Below are 20908 nucleotides of genomic sequence, written 5' to 3' on the forward strand. Positions count from 1 at the left end.
GCGCCGCCGGTGTTCGGGCCCGATCGCCGGCGGCGGGCGCGCCGGCGGTCGTGCGCCACTACTGGCGACCGCCCGCAGAGGCCGGGGCCGGGCATCCGCGGTCGCGCTTGGCGTGCCGACCCGAGCCGTCGCACGCCGTTCCCTCACGCCCTCCTTCTGGCCGGCCCTCGGACGGGCTGGGCGTGTCGCCGTCCGCGGACGGCGGGGGCGTGCTGTCCGGGTCGGTCGGCGACGGCTCGGTGGGAGTGGGTGTGGGATCGGTCGACGGCGATGGGTCGGTCGGAGTGGGGGTGGGCTCGGAGGGCGCCGGAGTGGTCGGCGTGGGACGCGGACCGGACGTCGCGGGCGGGTCGGCCGGGTGCTTGGGCCCGGTTCCGGAGGGGCTGGGTGCGGTGCCGTAGCCGCCGATGGAGACGACGGCACCGGCGGGCGCGATCGCCACCCGTGCGCTCCAGCGGCCGGAGGGCTCGCGCAGGTGGTCGACGTACACCTTGACCGTCAACGACTCGCCGGGCTGGAGGGTTCCGGACGGGCGGCTCAGGTAGAGCCAGGGCGCCCCGGTGGACGCGGACCAGTGGACCGGGCCGGGCCCGGCGGCGGTGAGCGTGATCAGGGTGGTGTCACCGGTGTTGTCGGCGCTCACCGTCAGGCGGCCGTCCTTGTGGCCGGTGCCCGTGACGCTGATGACCTCCACGGAGACGTCGGGCCGCCCGCTCGTGCCGAAGCGGCCGCCGGGCCCGGGCCCCGCGTTGCCGGTGTTCTCGTAGCCCCGGCCGGCCTTCTCGCCGCCCAGGGCGCCGGGGCCGTGCCCTTCGTGCGCGCTGGCGGCGGAGCCGTCGGGGCCCTCGTCGGCCGGGCTGCCGCGGTAGGCGGCCCACAGGGCCAGCACCGGCGCGGCCACCACCGTGGCCACCACCGTGGTCGTGACGGCACGCGCGCGGAGCCGGTCCCTGCGGGCGGCACGGTCCTTGGGATCCATCGGGAAGCCGCGCCGGTCGAAGCGGGGAGCGGTGCTCCGCGCGCGCGGGTGGCGGGCCAGGGCCCTGAGCAGGGCCGCGCGGGGCGCGGGCAGCACGGGCAGCCCGGCGGGGGTCACGGTGGCGCCGGGCCACTGACCGGGCAGGGCGCGCTCGGCGGTGCGGCGGCAGCGCGGGCAGTCGTCGACGTGCCGGACGAGCTCGCGCCGCAGCGGCGTGCCGAGCACGAGCCGGCTGTCCCCGGTGAGGCGGGACACGCTCGGGCAGGCGCCGGTCTCCACGACGGCGAGCGCCGCGCGGGTGCGCTCCACCTCGCAGGCGGCCGCGGCGAGCAGTTCCCGCGCGGTGGCGAGGTCCGTGCCGAGGACGGCGGCGACCTCGTGTGCGGCGAGATGGTGGCGTACGGCGAGTTCGAGCGCCTCGCGCTGCTCCGGGGTGGTGCCGGCGGCCTCCGGCCAGGCGAGCAGGGCGAGTTCGCGGCGCCGCTCCCGCTGGACCTCCTCGGAGACGGACGGCGGCACGGCCCGTGCGGCCGCGTGCCGGTCGCCGCCGGTGCGGCCCGCGGCGTGCGTGCCCGGACGTTTCTGCTTGGCCTCGGCCAGCTTGCGCAGGCACGCCCAGCGGGCCAGCGCGTACAGCCAGGCCCGGCGCTCGCCCGCGGTCCCGGGTCCGCGCTGCCCGCGCCGCTCGGCGAACGCCAGCGCGTCCCCGAGGGCGGCGGTCGCCGCCTCGTGGTCGCACAGCACGGACAGGCAGTACGTGAACAGGCCGTCGAGATAAGGCTCGTAGCGCGCGGGCGGGCGCTGCGCCACGGCGTGCGCGGCAGCGCGGTCGCGCGCCTCGCGGTGCGACCGGTGCGCACCGGTCGTGCGGGTCGAGGTGTCCGGACTGCTGCTCATCACCTGTGCGACCGTAGGCGGCGCGGGTTCGTCCCTCCGTGCACCTTGAGCACTTTTAATCCGTACGGGTGAAACGATCCCTCATAAGGGGAACGGAACCTCGGGTTCCATGACTCGATCGAGTGCGCCCGCGTGGCGACGCCCCGGCGCGGGGCCCGGCGCCCGGCGCCCGGCGTCCGGCTCGGGACCCGGCGACGACCCGGCGCGGGATCCCACCGGGCCACCGGCGGCCGGGCTGTCAGTGCCGGCGGCTACGGTTTTCTCCATGGCTGCCCGTACCAAGACCACCAAGGACCGCCCGTCCTACCGCTGCACGGAGTGCGGCTGGCAGACGGCCAAGTGGCTCGGCCGCTGCCCCGAGTGCCAGGCCTGGGGCACGGTCGAGGAGTACGGCGCGCCCGCGGTCCGTACGACGACGCCGGGCCGGGTCACCACCTCCGCCCTGCCCATCGGCCAGGTCGACGGCCGCCAGGCCACCGCCCGCTCCACCGGCGTGCCCGAACTCGACCGGGTCCTGGGCGGCGGGCTGGTCCCCGGTGCCGTCGTCCTCCTCGCCGGCGAACCCGGCGTCGGCAAGTCCACGCTGCTGCTGGACGTCGCGGCCAAGTCCGCCAGTGACGAGCACCGCACGCTCTACGTCACGGGCGAGGAGTCCGCGAGCCAGGTCCGCCTGCGCGCCGACCGCATCGGCGCCATCGACGACCACCTGTATCTGGCCGCCGAGACCGATCTGGCCGCCGTCCTCGGCCACTTGGACGCGGTCAAGCCTTCCCTGCTGATCCTGGACTCGGTGCAGACGGTCGCCTCGCCCGAGATCGACGGCGCGCCCGGCGGCATGGCGCAGGTGCGGGAGGTCGCGGGCGCGCTGATCCGCGCCTCCAAGGGACGCGGCATGTCCACGCTGCTGGTGGGCCACGTCACCAAGGACGGCGCCATCGCGGGACCGCGCCTGCTGGAGCACCTGGTGGACGTGGTGCTCCACTTCGAGGGCGACCGGCACGCGCGCCTGCGCCTGGTCCGCGGCGTCAAGAACCGCTACGGCGCGACGGACGAGGTCGGCTGCTTCGAGCTGCACGACGAGGGCATCACGGGCCTGGCCGACCCCAGCGGCCTGTTCCTGACCCGCCGGGCGGAGCCCGTGCCCGGCACCTGCCTGACCGTCACCCTGGAGGGCCGCCGCCCCCTGGTCGCGGAAGTGCAGGCGCTCACCGTCGACTCCCAGATCCCCTCCCCGCGCCGTACGACGTCGGGCCTGGAGACCTCCCGGGTCTCGATGATGCTGGCCGTGCTGGAGCAGCGGGGCCGGATCAGCGCGCTGGGCAAGCGGGACATCTACTCGGCGACGGTCGGCGGGGTGAAGCTCTCCGAGCCGGCCGCCGACCTCGCGGTCGCCCTCGCGCTGGCCTCGGCGGCGAGCGACACCCCGCTGCCGAAGAACCTCGTCGCGATCGGCGAGGTGGGTCTGGCGGGCGAGGTCAGACGGGTCACCGGCGTGCAGCGCCGGCTCACCGAGGCCCACCGCCTGGGCTTCACGCACGCCCTCGTGCCGGGCGACCCGGGCAAGGTCCCGCCCGGGATGAAGGTCCTGGAAGTGGCCGACATAGGGGACGCGCTGCGGGTACTGCCCCGCTCGCGTCGCCGGGACGCCCCACGGGAGCAGGAGGAGCGCCGGTAGACTTTGCCCTGGTCTCGCCCGTCCGTACGAACCGAGTGTGCGAAACGGGAGCGCCTGAAGTACCTGCGACCGGAGGAGTGCAGTGGCAGCCAACGACCGGGCAGCAGCTCCCGGAAAGTCCGGCGGGAGTTCCGGCGCCGATGGCCTGATGCGCGCCTCCCTGAGCGCCGTGGCACCTGGCACGGCCCTGCGGGACGGCCTCGAGCGGGTGCTCCGCGGCAACACCGGCGGGCTCATCGTGCTCGGCGCCGACAAGACCGTGGAGTCGATGTGCACGGGCGGTTTCGTCCTGGACGTCGAGTTCACGGCGACCCGGCTGCGGGAACTGTGCAAGCTGGACGGCGGCATCGTGATCTCGTCCGACCTGTCGAAGATCCTGCGGGCGGGCGTGCAGCTGGTCCCGGATCCGACGATCCCGACCGAGGAGACCGGCACCCGGCACCGTACGGCGGACCGGGTGAGCAAGCAGGTCGGCTTCCCGGTGGTCTCGGTCTCGCAGTCCATGCGGCTGATCGCCCTGTACGTCGACGGCCAGCGCCGTGTCCTGGAGGACTCGGCGGCGATCCTCTCCCGCGCGAACCAGGCCCTGGCGACCCTGGAGCGCTACAAGCTCCGCCTGGACGAGGTGGCGGGCACGCTGTCGGCGCTGGAGATCGAGGACCTGGTGACGGTCCGGGACGTCTCGGCGGTCGCGCAGCGCCTGGAGATGGTGCGCCGTATCGCCACCGAGATCGCCGAGTACGTGGTGGAGCTGGGCACCGACGGGCGTCTCCTGGCCCTCCAGCTCGACGAGTTGATCGCGGGCGTGGAGCCGGAGCGTGAACTGGTGGTGCGGGACTACGTCCCCGAGCCCACCGCCAAGCGCTCCCGCACGGTCGAGGAGGCCCTGGCCGAGCTGGACAAGCTCTCCCACGCCGAGCTGCTGGAACTGTCCACCGTCGCCCGCGCCCTGGGCTACACCGGCTCTCCGGAGACCCTCGACTCGGCGGTCTCCCCGCGCGGCTTCCGTCTGCTGGCCAAGGTGCCCCGGCTGCCCGGCGCCATCATCGACCGCCTGGTCGAGCACTTCGGCGGCCTGCAGAAGCTGCTCGCCGCGAGCGTCGACGACCTCCAGACGGTGGACGGTGTGGGCGAGGCGCGGGCGCGGAGCGTCCGTGAGGGCCTGTCGCGGCTGGCGGAGTCGTCGATCCTGGAGCGCTACGTCTGACCGGCGCCGGCCACGGCCGACCGGCTCAGGCCTCTTCGGTCACCCTCGACCGTCCGCAGCACCCTCTTCGGTCACTCTCGGCCCGGTCCGCCTCGTCCGCGTCAGTCCTCCGACAGCACGAACGACGTCCGCAGCTTCGCGTACCCCGGCACCTTCGCCTCGACCAGGTAGGTGCCCGCCCGGGCCGACCCGGCCGGAGGCGTCGCGCACTGCGGGGCGCTCGGCCTGCGGTCCCAGCGGACGGTGTAGGTGATGTCGCTGCCCGCCGGCACCCGGTACAGCCGGCTCCCGGCCGTCGTGGGGCAGTCGGCCGAGGACCAGTAGGCGGCGCTGCTCTCGGCCTGACTGATCATCACCACCGCGGACTTCGGCCCGAGATCGATCTTGCAGTCGCTCCCGGAGGAGTTCGCGGCGGTCAGCTCCAACTCCGGCGTCTGTCCGGGCCCGTAGGAGTTGTGCACGCTGCGCAGTGTCAACTTGACCGTAGCTGGGGTGCAGTTGGGCAGCGCGCTGCCGGCCGGCAGCACCGCGCCCGGACCGCCGCCGCCCTTGGCACCGTCGTCCCCGCCGCCGGTGGACCCGCCGGAACCGGCGCCGTCTCCGTTCCCGCCCCCGCCGTCGGAAGCGCCCGTGTCGCCGGTGTCGCCGGTCCCCGACCCCGACCCACCGGAGTCACCGCCGCCGGACTCGTCCCGGCCGCCGGGGCGTTGGCTGATCGCGGGACCGGAGCCGGAGGGTCCCGGCGTGATGGTCGAGGCCGAGGGCCCCGGATGCTTGTCGTTCGGCCCGCCGCCGTTCGTCTTGCGGCCCCCGCCTCCCAAGGGGACGATCCAGACGATCAGCAGCGCCAGCAGGGCGACCGCGGACAGCATGACGAGCCGCCGTCGCCAGTAGATGGAGGCGGGAAGCGGACCGACCGGATTGCGCAGAGATCCCACGGCCCAAACTGTACGAGAGATCGTCGGCTTCCCCGGCCCCACCCGCCGGGCCGACGACAGATTTTCCGGATCATCATCACGGCAACACCCATACTCGCGGGCCTCTTTGACCCCGCCGAGATCACCCGGGCACGGTCCGTGACGACACCAGCCCGCGCCGGATCACACAGCCGCCCACCCCCACGTGGCAGGATCGGAAGGCCATGACTGCGCCCACACTGCCCCCGCACAGCAGCCCCGACACCCCGGCCACCGGCACGCCCGCCGGTGCCGAGGCCTCCGGCACCTCCCTCGGACCGACCCTGCACACCCAGGTCATCACCTGGTTCGACGACCACGCCCGCGACCTGCCCTGGCGACGTTCCGACGCCGGCGCCTGGGGCGTGATGGTCAGCGAGTTCATGCTCCAGCAGACGCCGGTGAGCCGTGTGCTGCCGGTCTACGAGCAGTGGCTCGACCGCTGGCCCCGGCCCGCCGACCTCGCCAAGGAGGCTCCGGGCGAGGCCGTCCGCGCCTGGGGCCGGCTCGGCTACCCGCGCCGCGCCCTGCGCCTGCACGGCGCCGCGGTCGCCATAACGGAACGGCACGGCGGCGACGTACCGACCGAGCACGCGCAACTGCTCGCCCTGCCGGGCATCGGCGAGTACACGGCCGCGGCCGTCGCGTCCTTCGCCTACGGCCAGCGGCACGCCGTCCTGGACACCAACGTCCGCCGGGTGCTGGCCCGCGCGGTCACCGGCGTGCAGTACCCGCCGAACGCCACCACCGCCGCCGAACGGCGTCTGGCGCGCGCCCTGCTGCCCGAGGACGAGGGGACCGCGGCCCGCTGGGCGGCCGCCTCCATGGAGCTCGGCGCGCTGGTGTGCACGGCGAAGAACGAGTCGTGCCCGCGCTGCCCGATCGCCGCGCACTGCGCCTGGCGGCTCGCGGGCAAGCCCGCGCACGACGGACCGCCGCGCCGCGGACAGACGTACGCCGGCACGGACCGGCAGGTCCGCGGCAAGCTGCTCGCCGTGCTGCGCGAGGCCCACGCGCCCGTCCCCCAGCCGGTGCTCGACCGGGTCTGGCACGAGCCGGTCCAGCGGGCCCGGGCCCTGGACGGTCTCGTCGCGGACGGCCTGGTGGAGCCACTGCCGGGCGGACTGTACCGGCTGCCACTGACCTGACCCTCCGTCACCCGATCCCGGCATCTCACACCTGGCGCCCGACACCCACCACCCGACACCTGACCGACAGTCACCTCACAGGCCCGCCAAGGCTGCAGGGCGCGTCGCGGCCGTTCGTGTCACACACCTGCACGCCACCCGACCCCCCAAATCACCACCAAAAGGAACAAATCGGGGCATGGCCTTACCCCGTTCCTACTTCCGTTACACAACCGACGCACAGCCGAGGGCTGGCCGCAGGCTGCTTCGGACAGCGCCGTGACAACGCCTCCGTACCTTCAGTTGCGTGCCCGACAGGCACCGGACGGCTGCCGACCACAGCCCGTCCGCTCACGGCTTGGAGACCGGCTGCAGGCGGGTCGGGAAACGGGGATCGGAGGCGGTCGTACATGGCGCAGGGTGAGGTGCTCGAGTTCGAGGAGTACGTGCGTACCCGGCAGGACGCGCTGCTGCGCAGTGCGCGCCGGCTGGTCCCGGACCCGGTCGAAGCCCAGGACCTGCTCCAGACGGCACTCGCGCGGACCTACGGGCGCTGGGAGGGCATCGCCGACAAGCGACTCGCGGACGCCTATCTGCGCCGCGTGATGATCAATACGCGTACCGAGTGGTGGCGGGCCCGGAAGCTGGAGGAGGTCCCCACCGAGCAGCTCCCGGACGCCCGCGTCGAGGACTCCACCGAGCAGCACGCCGACCGCGCGCTCCTGATGGACATTCTGAAGGTGCTCGCTCCCAAACAGCGCAGTGTCGTGGTGCTGCGACACTGGGAGCAGATGTCCACGGAGGAGACGGCTGCCGCCCTCGGCATGTCGGCGGGTACGGTCAAGAGCACGCTGCACCGGGCGCTCGCCCGGCTCCGCGAGGAGCTGGAGGCCCGCGATCTGGACGCACGCGCGCTGGAGCGTGAGGAGCAGGAGCGTTGCGCGGCCTGACCGGCAGGGGTCCAGGCCCCGGGCCCAACCGGGCCCGGGACACCTACCAGGCGGCGATCACGGCGATGACCGTGCTCGCCGCCCTCGCCCTTTCGGCGTCCGCCTGCGGCACCGGGGGTACCGGCGCGCGCGACGAGGGCCCGGCCCACGCCGGCTCGGTCGCGGGCAGCGTCCCGGCCCCCTCCCCCGACCCCACCGGCCGGGCCCAGCGGGTGGACCCGGTCCGGCTGATCAAGGACGACCCGCGGGTCTCGGCCGCGGTCAAGCGCGGCCTCAAGCCGTGCGTGGCCGACGAGTACCCCGTCGACGTGTCGTACGGCGACCTGACCTCGGGATCGGCCGAAGACATCGTCATCAACGTGCTGACCTGTGGAGACGCGGTGGGTGTGGGCGCCTATGTGTACCGCGAGCAGGGGGGCCGGTACGAGAACGTCTTCAAGGCCGAGGAGCCCCCGGTCTACGCCGAGATCGACCGCGGCGACCTCGTGGTGACCAAGCAGGTGTACGCGCGGGGGGACCCGGTGTCGAGTCCGTCCGGCGAGGACGTGATCACGTACCGCTGGTCGGCGGACCGGTTCGTCAGGGAGTTCAGCACGCGCAACGAGTACAGCAAAAACGTCGGTGGCGCGGCGGTGACCCCCGGCCACTGACGGCAGCGAGGGGGTCAGGACCGCGGCCGCGCGACAATGGCGAGGGCGTGAGCCTGTCAGGCACGTCCGCCGCCGGGCGCGTCCACCCGTGACCGGTTCACCATGAGACCGGACCGGTGCCCGCACGGTGGGCCCGGAGCGCACGACGAGAAGCACACGAGGACTGAGAGCACCCGGATGGCAGAACAGACCCACGTCCTGTTCGTCGAGGACGACGACGTCATCCGCGAGGCCACACAGCTCGCCCTGGAGCGGGTCGGCTTCGCGGTCACGGCGATGCCCGACGGGCTGTCGGGCCTGGAGGCGTTCCGGGCCAGGCAGCCCGACATCGCGCTGCTGGACGTCATGGTCCCCGGCCTCGACGGGGTCAGCCTGTGCCGCCGCATCCGCGACGAATCGACCGTTCCTGTGATCATGCTGTCCGCGCGGGCGGACTCCATCGACGTGGTGCTGGGCCTGGAGGCGGGCGCCGACGACTACGTGACCAAGCCGTTCGACGGCGCCGTCCTGGTCGCCCGCATCCGCGCGGTGCTGCGCCGCTTCGGGCACGCCGGCGGCGTCCGGGCCGACGCCGACCCCGCCGCGGTGGACGGCGGGGTGCTGAGCTTCGGGGACCTGGAGGTCGACACCGAGGGGATGGAGGTGCGCCGGGCTGGGCACCCGGTGGCGCTCACGCCCACGGAGATGCGGCTGCTGCTCGAGTTCTCCTCGGCTCCGGGCACGGTGCTCTCCCGGGACAAGCTGCTGGAGCGGGTGTGGGACTACGGCTGGGGCGGCGACACCCGCGTGGTCGACGTCCATGTGCAGCGGCTGCGCACGAAGATCGGCCAGGACCGCATCGAGACGGTGCGCGGCTTCGGCTACAAGCTGAAGGCCTGAGCGGGGTGGTCATGCCGGGGATCTCGCGGCGCCTGCTCCCCAAGCGCCTGGAGCGCGCGGACATCCGTACGGGGCTGAGGTGGAAGCTCAGCGCGGCCATCGCGCTGGTCGGCGCGCTGGTGGCGGTCGCGCTCAGCCTGGTCGTGCACAACGCCGCCCGGGTGTCGATGCTGGACAGCGCGCGCGACCTGGCGGACGAGCGGGTCCAGATCGCCCAGCGCAACTTCGAACTGTCGGGGCGGCCGAACTTCCCGGGCATCCGGATCGACGACCCGCAGCTGCCCTCCGAGCTGCGGGAGAAGGTCGAGCAGGGTCGGCGGGCGACCTACGTCGCCGACCACACCGGCAAGCTGCCCGACATCTGGGCGGCCGTACCGGTCAAGGACGGCCACGTGCTGTCCCTGCACACACACTTCACCGACCGCAGCACGAACATCCTCAACGACCTCGACCAGGCCCTGGTCATCGGCTCCATCACGGTCGTCCTCGGCGGCAGCGCCCTGGGTGTGCTCATAGGGGGTCAGCTCTCGCGCCGGCTGCGCAAGGCGGCGGCCGCGGCCAACCAGGTCGCCAAGGGCGAGACGGACGTACGGGTCCGCGACGCCATCGGAGGTGTCGTACGCGACGAGACCGACGATCTCGCGCGCGCCGTGGACGCGATGGCGGACGCGCTCCAGCAGCGCCTGGAGGCGGAACGCCGGGTCACCGCGGACATCGCGCACGAGCTGCGCACTCCGGTGACCGGGCTGCTGACCGCGGCCGAGCTGCTGCCGCCCGGCCGGCCGACGGAACTGGTCCTGGACCGTGCGAAGGCCATGCGCACGCTGGTGGAGGACGTGCTGGAGGTCGCCCGGCTCGACAGCGCCTCGGAGCGGGCCGAACTCCAGGACATCGTGCTGGGCGAGTTCGTCACCCGGCGGGTGGCCGCGAAGGACCCGGACATCGAGGTGCGCGTGGTGCACGAGTCGGAGGTCACCACCGACCCGCGGCGTCTGGAGCGGGTGCTGTTCAACCTGCTCGCCAACGCCGCCCGGCACGGCAGGCCGCCGATCGAGGTGACCGTCGAGGGCCGGGTCATCCGGGTGCGCGACCACGGCCCCGGCTTCCCCGAGGACCTGCTCGCCGAGGGTCCGAGCCGGTTCCGCACCGGCAGCACGGACCGCGCCGGGCACGGCCACGGCCTCGGCCTGACCATCGCCGCGGGTCAGGCCCGTGTCCTCGGCGCCCGTCTGACCTTCCGCAACGTCCGTCCCGCGGGTGCCCCGGAGCACATCCCGGCCGAGGGCGCCGTCGCCGTCCTATGGCTGCCCGAACACGCCCCGACGAACACGGGCAGCCATCCCCTGCTTCCGGGGCAGTGACGCCCGGTAGCCGACGCACCAGGCCGGGCCGGCGCGCCCCCGGCGGCCCTCTGCGGCGCGGCGGGAAGCGGCCCCGGAGCGGGCGGTCCGTGGCCGCCCGCTCCGGGGCGGTCCGTGGCCGCCCGCTCCGGGGCGGTCCGTGGCCGCCCGCTCCGGGGCGGTCCGTGGCCGCCGCGGTGCCGGCCAGGACGCTGCGGCCGGCCAGGTGCGCCGGCCGGCCGGTCGGGCGTGGCGGACGGGGCCGCCCGCCGCGGTCCTGCGCGCGGCAGCGGGAGGGCGGACGGCCGCGGGCCCGCGGCGGACATGCCTGGGGCCCGTGGAAATCCGCTCCCGGCGGACTTCCACGGGCCCCACTCACGTTCGGCCCAGGCGGTCCGGACGGCCTGCGCCACGCGACCGCGGCTCGGGCGGTCAGACGGCCTCCGCCACGTCCTGACGCGCCTGCGCCTCGCCCGCGTCGGCCCGGTCCCCCGCGGCTGGTCCCGCTCCCCTCAGCGGGACCTCCTTGACGAACACCGCCGTGACGAGCGCGACCACCGCCACCACGGCGCCCAGCAGGAACGCCGAGTGCGTGCCGGCGGACACAGCGTGCTGGTAGGCCTCGCGGGCCTGGGCCGGCAGCTTGGCGAGGCTCGCCGCGTCCAGCTGTGCCGACTGCTCGGTGATCCCGCGGCCCAGGGCACCGGCCCGCTCGGCCATCTCGTGCTGGACGCGGTTGTTGAACAGCGCGCCCATGATCGCGACACCGAAGGAGGAGCCGAGCGTACGGAAGAGGGTGGTGGACGAGGACGCCACGCCCATGTCCTTCAGCTCCACGCTGTTCTGCGCGACCAGCATGGTGATCTGCATCAGGCAGCCCATGCCCGCGCCCAGGACGGCCATGTAGAGGCCGGAGGTGAGGCGGGTCGTGCCGGTGTCCATGAGGGACAGCAGGTACAGCCCGGCGATCATCAGGACGCTGCCGACGACCGGGAAGACCTTGTACCGGCCGCTGTTGGTGGTCACCCGGCCCGCGATCAGCGACACGACCATCATCGCGGCCAGCATCGGCAGGAGCAGCAGACCGGAGTTGGTCGCGGAGGCACCCTGCACCGACTGCTGGTACAGCGGCAGGAACAGCACCGCGCCGAACATCACGAAGCCGGTGATGAAACCGATCAGCGACATCAGGCTGAAGTTGAGGCTGCGGAAGATGTGCAGCGGCACGATCGGCTCGGCGGCCTTGGTCTGCCAGAGCACGAACCCGACGAGCGCGACGACGCCGATCGCGATGAGCTCCATGATCCGCGCGGAGGTCCAGGCGTACTCCGTGCCGCCCCAGGTGGTGACGAGGACGATGGAGCTGATGCCGACGGTCAGCAGCACGGCGCCCAGGTAGTCGATCCGCGCCTCGGCGCGCTTCTTCGGCAGGTGCAGTACGGCGCTGACCGCGACGAGGGCCACCGCGCCGAGGGGGAGGTTGATGTAGAAGGACCAGCGCCAGCCCCAGTTGTCGGTGATCGTGCCACCGACCAGGGGGCCGCCGATCATCGCGAGCGCCATGACACCGGCCATCATGCCCTGGTACTTGCCGCGCTCCCGCGGCGGTATCAGGTCGCCGATGATGGCCATCACACCGACCATCAGACCGCCCGCGCCGAGGCCCTGGACGGCGCGGAAGCCGATCAGCTCGCCCATGTTCTGGGCCATGCCGCTCAGCGCGGACCCGAGCAGGAAGATGACGATCGAGGTCATGAAGGCGCCCTTGCGCCCGTACATGTCGCCGAGCTTGCCCCACAGCGGGGTGGCCGCGGCGGTCGCGAGGGTGTAGGCGGTGACGACCCAGGACAGGTGCTGAAGGCCGCCGAGCTCACCGACGATCGTCGGCATCGCGGTGCCCACGATCATGTTGTCGAGCATCGCGAGCATCATCGCGATCATGAGGGCGAGCAGGACGACCCGCACGCTCCTGGGTTGTTTGCCGGCCTCGGCCGTCGCCGGCCCGGCTTTCGCGCTGTCCGCCATCCGTCCTACTCCCCCAGTCGACTGGTACTTACTTGCCGCCCGGCAAGTTGATTACACTCTGGAAAGTAGACCCTTAACTAGCCGGTCGTCAAGTAAGTTTTGCCGACCGGCCGGCAGGCAAGGTGTCCAGGGAGCGCGAGGAGTACGAAGATGGACGTCACGATGGACGGCACCAGGCAGCAGCGCCGCGGCAACACCCGCCAGCGCATCCAGGACGTGGCACTCGAACTCTTCGCCGAGCAGGGTTACGAGAAGACCTCCCTGCGCGAGATCGCCGAGCGTCTCGACGTCACCAAGGCGGCCCTGTACTACCACTTCAAGACGAAGGAAGAGATCCTCGTCAGCCTGTTCGAAAGCCTCACACGGCCGATGGAGGACCTGATCGAGTGGGGCCGACGGCAGCCGCACACGCTGGAGACCAAACAGGAGATCGTCCGCCGTTACGACCAGGCGCTCGCCGACGCGGCGCCGCTGTTCCGCTTCATGCAGGAGAACCAGGCGACCGTACGGGAGCTGCGCATCGGGGACACCTTCAAGGACCGGATGCGCGGCCTGCGGGACATCATCATCGACCCGGGCGCGAGCCTGGCCGACCAGGTCCGCTGCGTCAGCGCCATCTTCACGCTGCACGCCGGGATGTTCGTCATGCAGGACCTCGAGGGCGACCCCGCGGAGCGGCGCAAGGCCGTCCTCGAGGTCGCCATCGACCTGGTGACCCAGGCGCACCGGGGCGCGCAGGGGCCCTGACGCGCGTCCGCCGCCCGCTGTTGCTCAGCGGGCGGCGGTGCGGTGCGGCGTTCGGCCGGTCAGATGGCCACGCCCTGCGAGCGCAGGAAGGCCAGCGGGCTGACCGCGGAGCCGTAGTTCGGGGTGGTGCGGATCTCGAAGTGCAGGTGCGGGCCGGTGGAATTGCCGGTGTTGCCGGACAGGGCTATGTGCTGACCGGTGGCGACGACCTGGCCGATCCGCACGTCGACGCGGGAGAGGTGGGCGTACTGGGAGTACGTCCCGTTGGCGTGCTTGATGACGATGGCGTTGCCGTAGGCGGGGCCGTCACCGGCGCCGTTGGGGCCGGCCTTGACTACGGTGCCGCCGTGCGCGGCGACGACCTTGGTGCCGATCGGCACGGCGAAGTCCTGGCCGCTGTGCTTGTGCGCCCAGTGACCGCCGGCCTGGTTGAAGCCGGCGCTGAGCGCGAACTGCTTCACCGGCGCGGTCCAGGCGGCCGACTGCGCGACGGCGGCGGGGGCCGCCGCGGTCTCGGCGGCGGACGCTACTCCCGCGCCCATCGCGAAGGAGACCCCCAGACCGGCGGCCAGGACAGCGGCGCGGGTACGGAGCTTGGTCGTACGGGCGGAACGGGACGTGGCGCGCTGGAACATCGAAACCTCTGGGGGTCGGGGGCAATGAGAACCACCCGGACGCATGTGCCTTCGCCGGGCGGGCCATCCCTTGGTAACCCCGCCGGTCACCGACGCTCAAACACCCCTACTACGACAGAAAGTAGTAAGAGAGGGCAGTGTCGTATGTCTCTTGACGTGTCCCCCATTCAGGACAAATGCCCTGTAGAGAACCCATTCCGTAATATTTCATTGCCTTAAATGTCCGTTATTTCAAGCCCTGTCCCCCACTAAGCGCCGTAGTACGTGTCGGAGCGCTTGTGTGCCATGTCACCGGAGAGTGGGGGTGGACGCCTTTTCCCTGTGACGGAGGCCATGTGGCCCGCGTCTCAACGGGCAGCCCCCTCGGCCGCGGGCACACCGGCACACGAGAGGGGCCGGTGCCCGAAGGCACCGGCCCCTCTCGGACGCCGCTGAGGCTTACGCCTCCTTGCTCAGGTTCGGCCCGGGTCCACCGGCCGCCTGCTCGATCGGCGGGACGTCCGGCAGCGCGGACTTCTCCTCACCTCGGAAGGTGAAGGTCTGGGACTCGCCCTCGCCCTCGGTGTCCACGACCACGATGTGACCGGGGCGCAGCTCGCCGAAGAGGATCTTCTCCGAGAGCGTGTCCTCGATCTCGCGCTGGATGGTCCGGCGCAGCGGCCGGGCGCCCAGAACGGGGTCGTAGCCCTTCTTGGACAGCAGCTCCTTGGCGGACTGGGAGAGCTCGATGCCCATGTCCCGGTCCTTCAGACGCTCGTCCACCTTGCCGATCATCAGGTCGACGATCCGCAGGATGTCGCCCGGCGTCAGCTGCGGGAAGACCACCACGTCGTCGACGCGGTTGAGGAACTCGGGCCGGAAGTGCTGCTTGAGCTCGTCCGACACCTTGTTCTTCATGCGCTCGTAGTTGGTCTTCGTGTCGCCCGAGGCCGCGAAGCCCAGGTTGAAGCCCTTGGAGATGTCCCGGGTGCCGAGGTTGGTCGTCATGATGATGACCGTGTTCTTGAAGTCCACGACCCGGCCCTGGGAGTCGGTCAGGCGACCGTCCTCCAGGATCTGCAGCAGCGAGTTGAAGATGTCCGGGTGGGCCTTCTCGACCTCGTCGAACAGGACGACCGAGAACGGCTTGCGGCGCACCTTCTCGGTGAGCTGGCCACCCTCCTCGTAGCCCACGTAGCCGGGGGGCGAACCGAAGAGGCGGGAGACCGTGTGCTTCTCGCTGAACTCCGACATGTCGAGGGAGATCAGCGCGTCCTCGTCACCGAAGAGGAACTCGGCGAGCGCCTTGGACAGCTCGGTCTTACCGACACCGGACGGGCCGGCGAAGATGAACGAGCCACCCGGACGCTTCGGGTCCTTCAGACCCGCACGCGTACGCCGGATCGCCTTGGACAGCGCCTTGACGGCGTCGTTCTGGCCGATGACCCGCTTGTGCAGCTCCTCCTCCATGCGGAGCAGGCGGCTGGACTCCTCCTCCGTCAGCTTGAAGACCGGGATGCCGGTGGCCGTGGCGAGGACCTCGGCGATCAGCTCGCCGTCGACCTCGGCGACGACGTCCATGTCGCCTGCCTTCCACTCCTTCTCCCGCTTGGCCTTGGCGGCCAGGAGCTGCTTCTCCTTGTCGCGCAGGGAGGCGGCCTTCTCGAAGTCCTGCGAGTCGATCGCGGACTCCTTGTCCCGGCGGACGGCGGCGATCTTCTCGTCGAACTCGCGCAGGTCCGGCGGCGCGGTCATCCGGCGGATGCGCATCCGGGAGCCGGCCTCGTCGATCAGGTCGATCGCCTTGTCCGGCAGGAAGCGGTCCGAGATGTACCGGTCGGCCAGGGTGGCGGCCTGGACCAGCGCCTCGTCGGTGATGGAGACGCGGTGGTGCGCCTCGTACCGGTCGCGCAGGCCCTTGAGGATCTCGATCGTGTGCGGCAGGGACGGCTCGGCGACCTGGATGGGCTGGAAGCGGCGCTCCAGGGCCGCGTCCTTCTCCAGGTGCTTGCGGTACTCGTCCAGGGTGGTGGCACCGATGGTCTGCAGCTCACCGCGGGCCAGCATCGGCTTGAGGATGCTCGCCGCGTCGATGGCGCCCTCGGCGGCACCCGCACCGACCAGCGTGTGCAGCTCGTCGATGAACAGGATGATGTCGCCGCGGGTGCGGATCTCCTTGAGCACCTTCTTCAGGCGCTCCTCGAAGTCACCGCGGTAGCGGGAGCCGGCGACCAGGGCACCGAGGTCCAGGGTGTAGAGGTGCTTGTCCTTGAGGGTCTCGGGCACCTCGCCCTTGACGATGGCCTGCGCGAGGCCCTCGACGACGGCGGTCTTGCCGACGCCGGGCTCACCGATCAGCACCGGGTTGTTCTTGGTACGGCGGGACAGCACCTGCATGACCCGCTCGATCTCCTTCTCGCGCCCGATGACCGGGTCGAGCTTGGACTCGCGAGCGGCCTGGGTGAGGTTCCGGCCGAACTGGTCGAGGACCAGGGACGTCGAGGGGGTGCCCTCGGCAGGACCGCCGGCGGTGGCGGTCTCCTTGCCCTGGTAACCGGAGAGCAGCTGGATGACCTGCTGCCGCACCCGGTTGAGGTCTGCGCCCAGCTTGACCAGGACCTGGGCGGCGACGCCCTCGCCCTCACGGATCAGGCCGAGCAGGATGTGCTCCGTGCCGATGTAGTTGTGGCCCAGTTGAAGGGCCTCCCGGAGCGACAGCTCCAGGACCTTCTTGGCACGGGGGGTGAAGGGAATGTGGCCGGAGGGCGCCTGCTGGCCCTGGCCGATGATCTCCTCCACCTGCTGGCGGACCGCCTCGAGCGAAATCCCGAGGCTCTCAAGGGCCTTGGCGGCGACACCCTCACCCTCGTGGATCAGGCCCAGGAGGATGTGCTCAGTGCCGATGTAGTTGTGGTTGAGCATCCGGGCTTCTTCCTGAGCCAGGACGACAACCCGCCGCGCGCGGTCGGTGAACCTCTCGAACATCGTTAATCGCTCCTCAGAGCGGTCAGGCAGTGGGGGGAACTTCCCCTCCCTGTCCTTCCGCAGCTTAGTCCCGCAAGCGGGGACCGCTCATTCCAACTGCCGACACCGTCCTTGGCCTCCTGACCCCGAACGCCGACATCTGCTCCAACCCGATGGTGCGAGACGATGTTCCCGCAGGCCAGGCAGTTACCCCAGTCGCCAGTACGCCGATGGCGAACGTGAGACTCCGCTGCCCGGGTGCCGCCTGCGTGTCGCCCCCTCCCACTAGGCATCTCTTACCCGTACCGACTGACATTGCATGCCGCGTGCCCGAGTTCCCTCAGCTATGGGCGAACAACCTTGCGCCCTTTCCCACCCTCGCGGGCCCCTCTCGTTCGGCACACTTCGCACACACACTGATACCGAGCGTAACTCCGACGCGTTTCGGGCTGTTTCTCAGGCATGGTCGGCAGCCCTTCCACGGTCCCCGTTCCGGTCCCCTCTCCCCGTCAGCCGCCGGCCCCCGGAGACGGGGAGCGGGACTGGCGGCATTGGCGGCACTGGTACGAGAACGAACTGGGCTGGGGCACGGTGCCCGGAGCACCGGTACGACTTGTGGTGGGCCGCCGTTTCGACGTCCTGGACGTGCCCGCCGAGGCCGGACGTGTGGCGCTGCGCCATCTGTGGCCCGGCTCTCCGGTGGCCGTGCGGGGGGACCGGATGCGGCTGCTGGTCGCCGCGGGCAGCGCGGAGGAGCTGCCCGGACTGCTGGAGTGGCTGGAGTGGGGCCCGTCGGCGCTGGACCTGGACGTGGTGGCCCTGGGCGCGGGCGCACTGATGGACGCTCCGCCGCCCCCGGGCGCCAGTCCGCGGCCGCTCAACCCCGGCCGCTCCGGTTCACAGGGGGCCGCCGTGTGGCTGCGGCCCCCCGGGTCTGGGTGCGAGGTCGAGGCCTCGCTGCCGACTCTGTCGGCCGTGGGGGGCGGTGGGGGCACCCCCGATCTCGTACGCCTGGTGGACACGGTGGCGACACACGTCCACCGGATCCGGTTGCGGCGCGCGTGCGCCCAGCCGTTCCCGTTCCGCGAGGGGCTGACACAGGCCCCTGATCAGCCGTTGGCCTTCTCGTAGGCCTCGCGAATGGACGCGGGAACACGGCCGCGGTCGTTGACCTCGTAGCCGTTCTCCTTCGCCCAGGCGCGGATCTGCGCGGTGTCCTGGCCGCCGCCGGAAGCGGCACGCGCCTTTCCGCGTCCCCCCGAAGCGCGACCCCCGGTTCGCCGGCCGCTCTTGACGTAGGGCTCGAGAAGACCACGGAGCTTGTCCGCATTGGCGGTGGTGAGATCGATCTCGTAGGTCTTGCCGTCCAGCGCGAACGTCACGGTCTCGTCCGCCTCGCCGCCGTCGAGGTCGTCGACAAGAAGGACCTGAACCTTCTGTGCCACCGGATTTCCTTTCATCGATAACGTGAGGACCGGGGATGGCCGGTGTCCGCCGATTCGCCGTCCCCTGTTATATGCAGTGCAGCAGTACGCCGGAAAGCAAACCGCTTTTGCGGGAAAAACACAAACCCCTGGGAGAGACCAGGCACTCACCCCGTCCGGAAACATGCGCGTTTCGGACATAGGGAACGCGGGCATGCCGGGCCTGACGGAATGTCGATCACAGATGCAGAAGCATCCGGCTGTTGCCCAGGGTGTTCGGTTTCACTCGTTCGAGACCGAGGAACTCCGCGACACCCTCGTCATAGGAACGCAGCAGCTCCGCGTAGACATCGGCGTCGACGGGCGTCTCACCGATCTCCACGAAGCCGTGCTTCGTGAAGAAGTCCACTTCGAAGGTCAGGCAGAATACGCGGCGAACGCCGAGCCTGCGTGCCGTCTCGAGCAACTTCTCCAGCAGCCGATGTCCGACCCCGGCGCCCTTCAGTCCCGGCTTCACCGCGAGAGTGCGCACTTCCGCCAGGTCTTCCCACATCACGTGCAGTGCGCCGCAGCCGACGACCTCGGCGTTGTCGTCCCGTTCGGCGACCCAGAACTCCTGGATGTCCTCGTAAAGCGTCACCGTCGCTTTGTCGAGCAGGATGCCGCCGCGAACGTAGGCGTCCAGCAGTCGGCGCACTGCGGGGACATCGCCGGTCCGGGCCCGTCGGACGGTGATGGCTTTTGCGGTCTCTTCGGGACGTTCTACGGACATGAGCGGACGCTATCGCCCGCGGCCGTCCCGTGCCGAGCCGGGGTTCTCGTCACGGGTTTCCGGAGCCTGGGCGGTATCCGGGGCTTGGGCGGTATCCGGGACTTCACCGGTGACTTCGGGGGCGCCGGTTCCCCCGATGACGCCTTCGGCGGTGCCTTCGACGATGCGCACGGCATCCCGCAGGGCCTGCCGCTGTTCGTCGCTCATCATCCCGAAGAAGGCGACGAGAGCGGCGGCGGCGTTGTCGCTCTGGGACCAGGCGTCGTTCATCAGTGCGGCGGCGTAGGCGGCACGGGTGGAGACGGCCTCATATCGATAGGCCCGGCCCTCGGCTTCGCGGCGCACCCAGCCCTTGTGATGGAGATTGTCCAAAACGGTCATCACCGTGGTGTACGCGATGGACCTCTCCCGCTGAAGGTCTTCCAGGACTTCTCGAACGGTCACCGGGCGGTTCCACTTCCACACCCGCGTCATGACCGCGTCTTCGAGTTCTCCCAGGGGCCGAGGCACAACTCAGCACCCTAGTGGGAGATCCCGGCAATGGCGTGCCGAACGTACGCCTTCGGCGCCAAACGTGAACAAAAAGGACGTACCACCCCATGGTGAGGTGGCCTCACGCGGGGGTCGTACGCCGTTTTCAGGCGTCGGTCGGCGCGCCGGCCCCGGAGGTCCGGGAGCCGCTCTGCGCACGCGCGAGGGCGGCGTCCACGGCCGCGTCCTCCTTGGCCTTGGCGGCCCCGCCCTGGGTCTTCACGATCACCCTGACCAGAGCGATGAAGAACGCGGCCATGACGACCGGGGGAAGGAGTGCGGAGACGTAGTCCATGGATCCAGAGTAGCCACGACGGCGGGACGAACCGGGGCGGGGTGGCCCGGAGCGTCACACCGCCGCGAGACGCTGCTGCGGCTTCCCGGACGGCGGGCCCGGCTTCCGCCGCGGGAAGACCTCGCCCGGCGTGGGCACGGGCCGCCGAACGGGCTTCGGCGCCGGCGCCGTCCCGGGCTGCGCGGGGGCGGGCCGCTCCCCCGGCTTCGCGGCGGGCTTCTGGGCGGGCTTCTCGTCCCCGCCGTCCTGCTGCTGCCTCCCCCGGCCTCCCGGCAGCCCGCCCGCGACCGCCTGAAGCGCACCGCGGGAGGCCGCTACGGCCGACGGGACGCCTCCGGCCGGACGGAGGGGGCCGATCGGGTGGACGGAGCCGGTCGGGACGGCCGAGGCCGGCGGTTCGGCGGGGGCCGGGCGGGCGGCCGGGAGGGGGCGTGCGGCGGCGGGCGCGCGAGGGGGTGCCCCGGGCGGGGTGAGCGTCCGGCAGCGGTGCAGGAGGGCCGCTGCGGCCGGGTCGCCGCGCAGGGCGCCCAGGGCGGCCAGGTCGTCGTCCGTGGGCCGGTGGCCCGCGCCCAGGCACTCGGCGAGGAGCGCGAGGTAGCCGGCGGCCGCGCCGGGGAGGGCGGCGCGGTACCGGGCGAGGTCGGCCACCAGGAACGCGCGCAGCCGGACACCCTCGTGCATCGCCTCGTCGAGTGACTCGGCGAGCCGGCGACAGTCCCGCACGTCTTCGGCGCTGGCGGGACGGGGCTGAAGGGCGAGGGCGAGGGCGCGGCGGAGCACGAGCAGCTCCTCCGCGCCGAACGCCATGCCGCCGCGGGTTCCGTATGGCGTAGGCATAGGCCGACGATACGCGCTAATCAGACAAATTCGACATAA

19 protein-coding genes are annotated in these 20908 nt (G+C 71.7%); 9 read left to right on the top strand and 10 right to left on the bottom strand.

The features are described from left to right. Positions 1-58 precede the first annotated feature (58 nt). Entirely contained in the window at positions 59-1876 is a 1818-nt protein-coding gene (locus ACFY4A_RS37255; protein WP_390833748.1) for a hypothetical protein, read from the bottom strand. Between the two features lie 265 nt (positions 1877-2141). On the opposite strand from ACFY4A_RS37255, the gene radA reads away from it, so the two are divergent. Both radA and disA read left to right on the top strand, forming a co-directional pair. Next, entirely contained in the window at positions 2142-3551 is a 1410-nt protein-coding gene (gene radA, locus ACFY4A_RS37260; protein WP_390833749.1) for a DNA repair protein RadA, read from the top strand. A gap of 82 nt (positions 3552-3633) precedes the next feature. After that, a complete protein-coding gene (gene disA, locus ACFY4A_RS37265) occupies positions 3634-4758 on the top strand; it encodes a DNA integrity scanning diadenylate cyclase DisA (protein ID WP_141359566.1) in 1125 nt (374 codons plus the stop codon). Positions 4759-4859: 101 nt separating this feature from the next. On the opposite strand, the gene ACFY4A_RS37270 is transcribed toward disA, so the two are convergent. Then, positions 4860-5696 (bottom strand): hypothetical protein, encoded by an 837-nt coding sequence (locus tag ACFY4A_RS37270; RefSeq protein WP_390833750.1) that lies wholly within the window; start codon positions 5694-5696, stop codon positions 4860-4862. A 203-nt stretch (positions 5697-5899) separates the two neighbouring features. On the opposite strand from ACFY4A_RS37270, the gene ACFY4A_RS37275 reads away from it, so the two are divergent. The 5 genes from ACFY4A_RS37275 (at position 5900) to cseC (ending at position 10681) form a co-directional block, all read left to right on the top strand. Further along, positions 5900-6862 carry an A/G-specific adenine glycosylase gene (locus ACFY4A_RS37275; protein WP_390833751.1) on the top strand — a complete coding sequence of 321 codons (963 nt, stop codon included), beginning with the start codon at positions 5900-5902 and terminating at the stop codon, positions 6860-6862. Positions 6863-7251: 389 nt separating this feature from the next. Further along, positions 7252-7791 carry a SigE family RNA polymerase sigma factor gene (locus tag ACFY4A_RS37280; RefSeq protein ID WP_384435094.1) on the top strand — a complete coding sequence of 180 codons (540 nt, stop codon included), beginning with the start codon at positions 7252-7254 and terminating at the stop codon, positions 7789-7791. Then, a complete protein-coding gene (locus ACFY4A_RS37285; protein WP_390833752.1) occupies positions 7779-8441 on the top strand; it encodes a hypothetical protein in 663 nt (220 codons plus the stop codon). Before ACFY4A_RS37280 ends, ACFY4A_RS37285 begins: the two co-directional genes overlap by 13 nt. 177 nt (positions 8442-8618) lie before the next feature. Further along, on the top strand, positions 8619-9320 hold the full coding sequence (gene cseB / locus ACFY4A_RS37290; protein ID WP_390833753.1) for a two-component system response regulator CseB: 702 nt from the start codon (positions 8619-8621) through the stop codon (positions 9318-9320). Between the two features lie 11 nt (positions 9321-9331). Beyond that, positions 9332-10681: a two-component system sensor histidine kinase CseC gene (gene cseC, locus ACFY4A_RS37295; protein WP_390833754.1), complete on the top strand. Its 1350-nt coding sequence runs from the start codon at positions 9332-9334 to the stop codon at positions 10679-10681. Positions 10682-11092: 411 nt separating this feature from the next. On the opposite strand, the gene ACFY4A_RS37300 is transcribed toward cseC, so the two are convergent. Beyond that, entirely contained in the window at positions 11093-12685 is a 1593-nt protein-coding gene (locus tag ACFY4A_RS37300) for an MDR family MFS transporter (RefSeq protein WP_390833755.1), read from the bottom strand. A gap of 150 nt (positions 12686-12835) precedes the next feature. Here ACFY4A_RS37300 and ACFY4A_RS37305 point away from each other — a divergent pair, with 150 nt between their 5' ends. Beyond that, positions 12836-13432 carry a TetR/AcrR family transcriptional regulator gene (locus ACFY4A_RS37305; RefSeq protein ID WP_390833756.1) on the top strand — a complete coding sequence of 199 codons (597 nt, stop codon included), beginning with the start codon at positions 12836-12838 and terminating at the stop codon, positions 13430-13432. Positions 13433-13491: 59 nt separating this feature from the next. Here the strand turns inward: ACFY4A_RS37305 and ACFY4A_RS37310 are convergent, their stop codons facing one another. Together ACFY4A_RS37310 and ACFY4A_RS37315 are read right to left on the bottom strand one after the other, a co-directional pair. Beyond that, complete coding sequence (locus ACFY4A_RS37310) at positions 13492-14067, bottom strand: M23 family metallopeptidase (protein ID WP_390833757.1); 576 nt, start codon at positions 14065-14067, stop codon at positions 13492-13494. 438 nt (positions 14068-14505) lie between these two features. After that, positions 14506-17031, bottom strand: coding sequence for an ATP-dependent Clp protease ATP-binding subunit (locus ACFY4A_RS37315; RefSeq protein ID WP_390833758.1), 2526 nt, complete (start codon positions 17029-17031; stop codon positions 14506-14508). 441 nt (positions 17032-17472) lie between these two features. Between ACFY4A_RS37315 and ACFY4A_RS37320 the strand changes: the two genes are divergently transcribed. After that, the gene (locus tag ACFY4A_RS37320; RefSeq protein WP_390833759.1) at positions 17473-18141 is read left to right on the top strand and encodes an SCO3374 family protein; all 669 of its coding nucleotides are present in this window, start codon (positions 17473-17475) and stop codon (positions 18139-18141) included. Here the strand turns inward: ACFY4A_RS37320 and ACFY4A_RS37325 are convergent. From ACFY4A_RS37325 to ACFY4A_RS37345, 5 genes are all read right to left on the bottom strand, one after another. Then, positions 18120-18455: an Lsr2 family protein gene (locus ACFY4A_RS37325; RefSeq protein WP_390833760.1), complete on the bottom strand. Its 336-nt coding sequence runs from the start codon at positions 18453-18455 to the stop codon at positions 18120-18122. The genes ACFY4A_RS37320 and ACFY4A_RS37325 overlap by 22 nt on opposite strands. A gap of 217 nt (positions 18456-18672) precedes the next feature. Continuing rightward, positions 18673-19206, bottom strand: coding sequence for an amino-acid N-acetyltransferase (locus ACFY4A_RS37330; RefSeq protein ID WP_390833761.1), 534 nt, complete (start codon positions 19204-19206; stop codon positions 18673-18675). Positions 19207-19215: 9 nt separating this feature from the next. Next, the gene (locus ACFY4A_RS37335) at positions 19216-19680 is read right to left on the bottom strand and encodes a BlaI/MecI/CopY family transcriptional regulator (protein WP_390833772.1); all 465 of its coding nucleotides are present in this window, start codon (positions 19678-19680) and stop codon (positions 19216-19218) included. Between the two features lie 163 nt (positions 19681-19843). Then, entirely contained in the window at positions 19844-20032 is a 189-nt protein-coding gene (locus ACFY4A_RS37340; RefSeq protein ID WP_390833762.1) for a hypothetical protein, read from the bottom strand. A gap of 54 nt (positions 20033-20086) precedes the next feature. Next, positions 20087-20869, bottom strand: a complete 783-nt coding sequence (locus tag ACFY4A_RS37345; RefSeq protein ID WP_390833763.1) for a hypothetical protein — start codon at positions 20867-20869, stop codon at positions 20087-20089. Between the last annotated feature and the right edge of the window lie 39 nt (positions 20870-20908).

The sequence above is a fragment of the Streptomyces sp. NPDC001292 genome (genome assembly GCF_042896465.1).
GTDB lineage: Bacteria > Actinomycetota > Actinomycetes > Streptomycetales > Streptomycetaceae > Streptomyces.

Excerpts from the sequence above, each read along its gene's own strand:
- ACFY4A_RS37275 (WP_390833751.1), top strand. The coding sequence starts at position 5,900 with ATGACTGCGCCCACACTGCCCCCGCACAGCAGCCCCGACACCCCGGCC.
- ACFY4A_RS37300 (WP_390833755.1), bottom strand. The coding sequence starts at position 12,685 with ATGGCGGACAGCGCGAAAGCCGGGCCGGCGACGGCCGAGGCCGGCAAA.
- cseB (WP_390833753.1), top strand. The coding sequence starts at position 8,619 with ATGGCAGAACAGACCCACGTCCTGTTCGTCGAGGACGACGACGTCATC.
- ACFY4A_RS37320 (WP_390833759.1), top strand. The coding sequence starts at position 17,473 with ATGGTCGGCAGCCCTTCCACGGTCCCCGTTCCGGTCCCCTCTCCCCGT.
- ACFY4A_RS37280 (WP_384435094.1), top strand. The coding sequence starts at position 7,252 with ATGGCGCAGGGTGAGGTGCTCGAGTTCGAGGAGTACGTGCGTACCCGG.
- ACFY4A_RS37340 (WP_390833762.1), bottom strand. The coding sequence starts at position 20,032 with ATGGACTACGTCTCCGCACTCCTTCCCCCGGTCGTCATGGCCGCGTTC.
- ACFY4A_RS37345 (WP_390833763.1), bottom strand. The coding sequence starts at position 20,869 with ATGCCTACGCCATACGGAACCCGCGGCGGCATGGCGTTCGGCGCGGAG.
- radA (WP_390833749.1), top strand. The coding sequence starts at position 2,142 with ATGGCTGCCCGTACCAAGACCACCAAGGACCGCCCGTCCTACCGCTGC.
- ACFY4A_RS37315 (WP_390833758.1), bottom strand. The coding sequence starts at position 17,031 with ATGTTCGAGAGGTTCACCGACCGCGCGCGGCGGGTTGTCGTCCTGGCT.
- ACFY4A_RS37330 (WP_390833761.1), bottom strand. The coding sequence starts at position 19,206 with ATGTCCGTAGAACGTCCCGAAGAGACCGCAAAAGCCATCACCGTCCGA.
- ACFY4A_RS37310 (WP_390833757.1), bottom strand. The coding sequence starts at position 14,067 with ATGTTCCAGCGCGCCACGTCCCGTTCCGCCCGTACGACCAAGCTCCGT.
- ACFY4A_RS37305 (WP_390833756.1), top strand. The coding sequence starts at position 12,836 with ATGGACGTCACGATGGACGGCACCAGGCAGCAGCGCCGCGGCAACACC.
- ACFY4A_RS37335 (WP_390833772.1), bottom strand. The coding sequence starts at position 19,680 with ATGACGCGGGTGTGGAAGTGGAACCGCCCGGTGACCGTTCGAGAAGTC.
- ACFY4A_RS37255 (WP_390833748.1), bottom strand. The coding sequence starts at position 1,876 with ATGAGCAGCAGTCCGGACACCTCGACCCGCACGACCGGTGCGCACCGG.
- cseC (WP_390833754.1), top strand. The coding sequence starts at position 9,332 with ATGCCGGGGATCTCGCGGCGCCTGCTCCCCAAGCGCCTGGAGCGCGCG.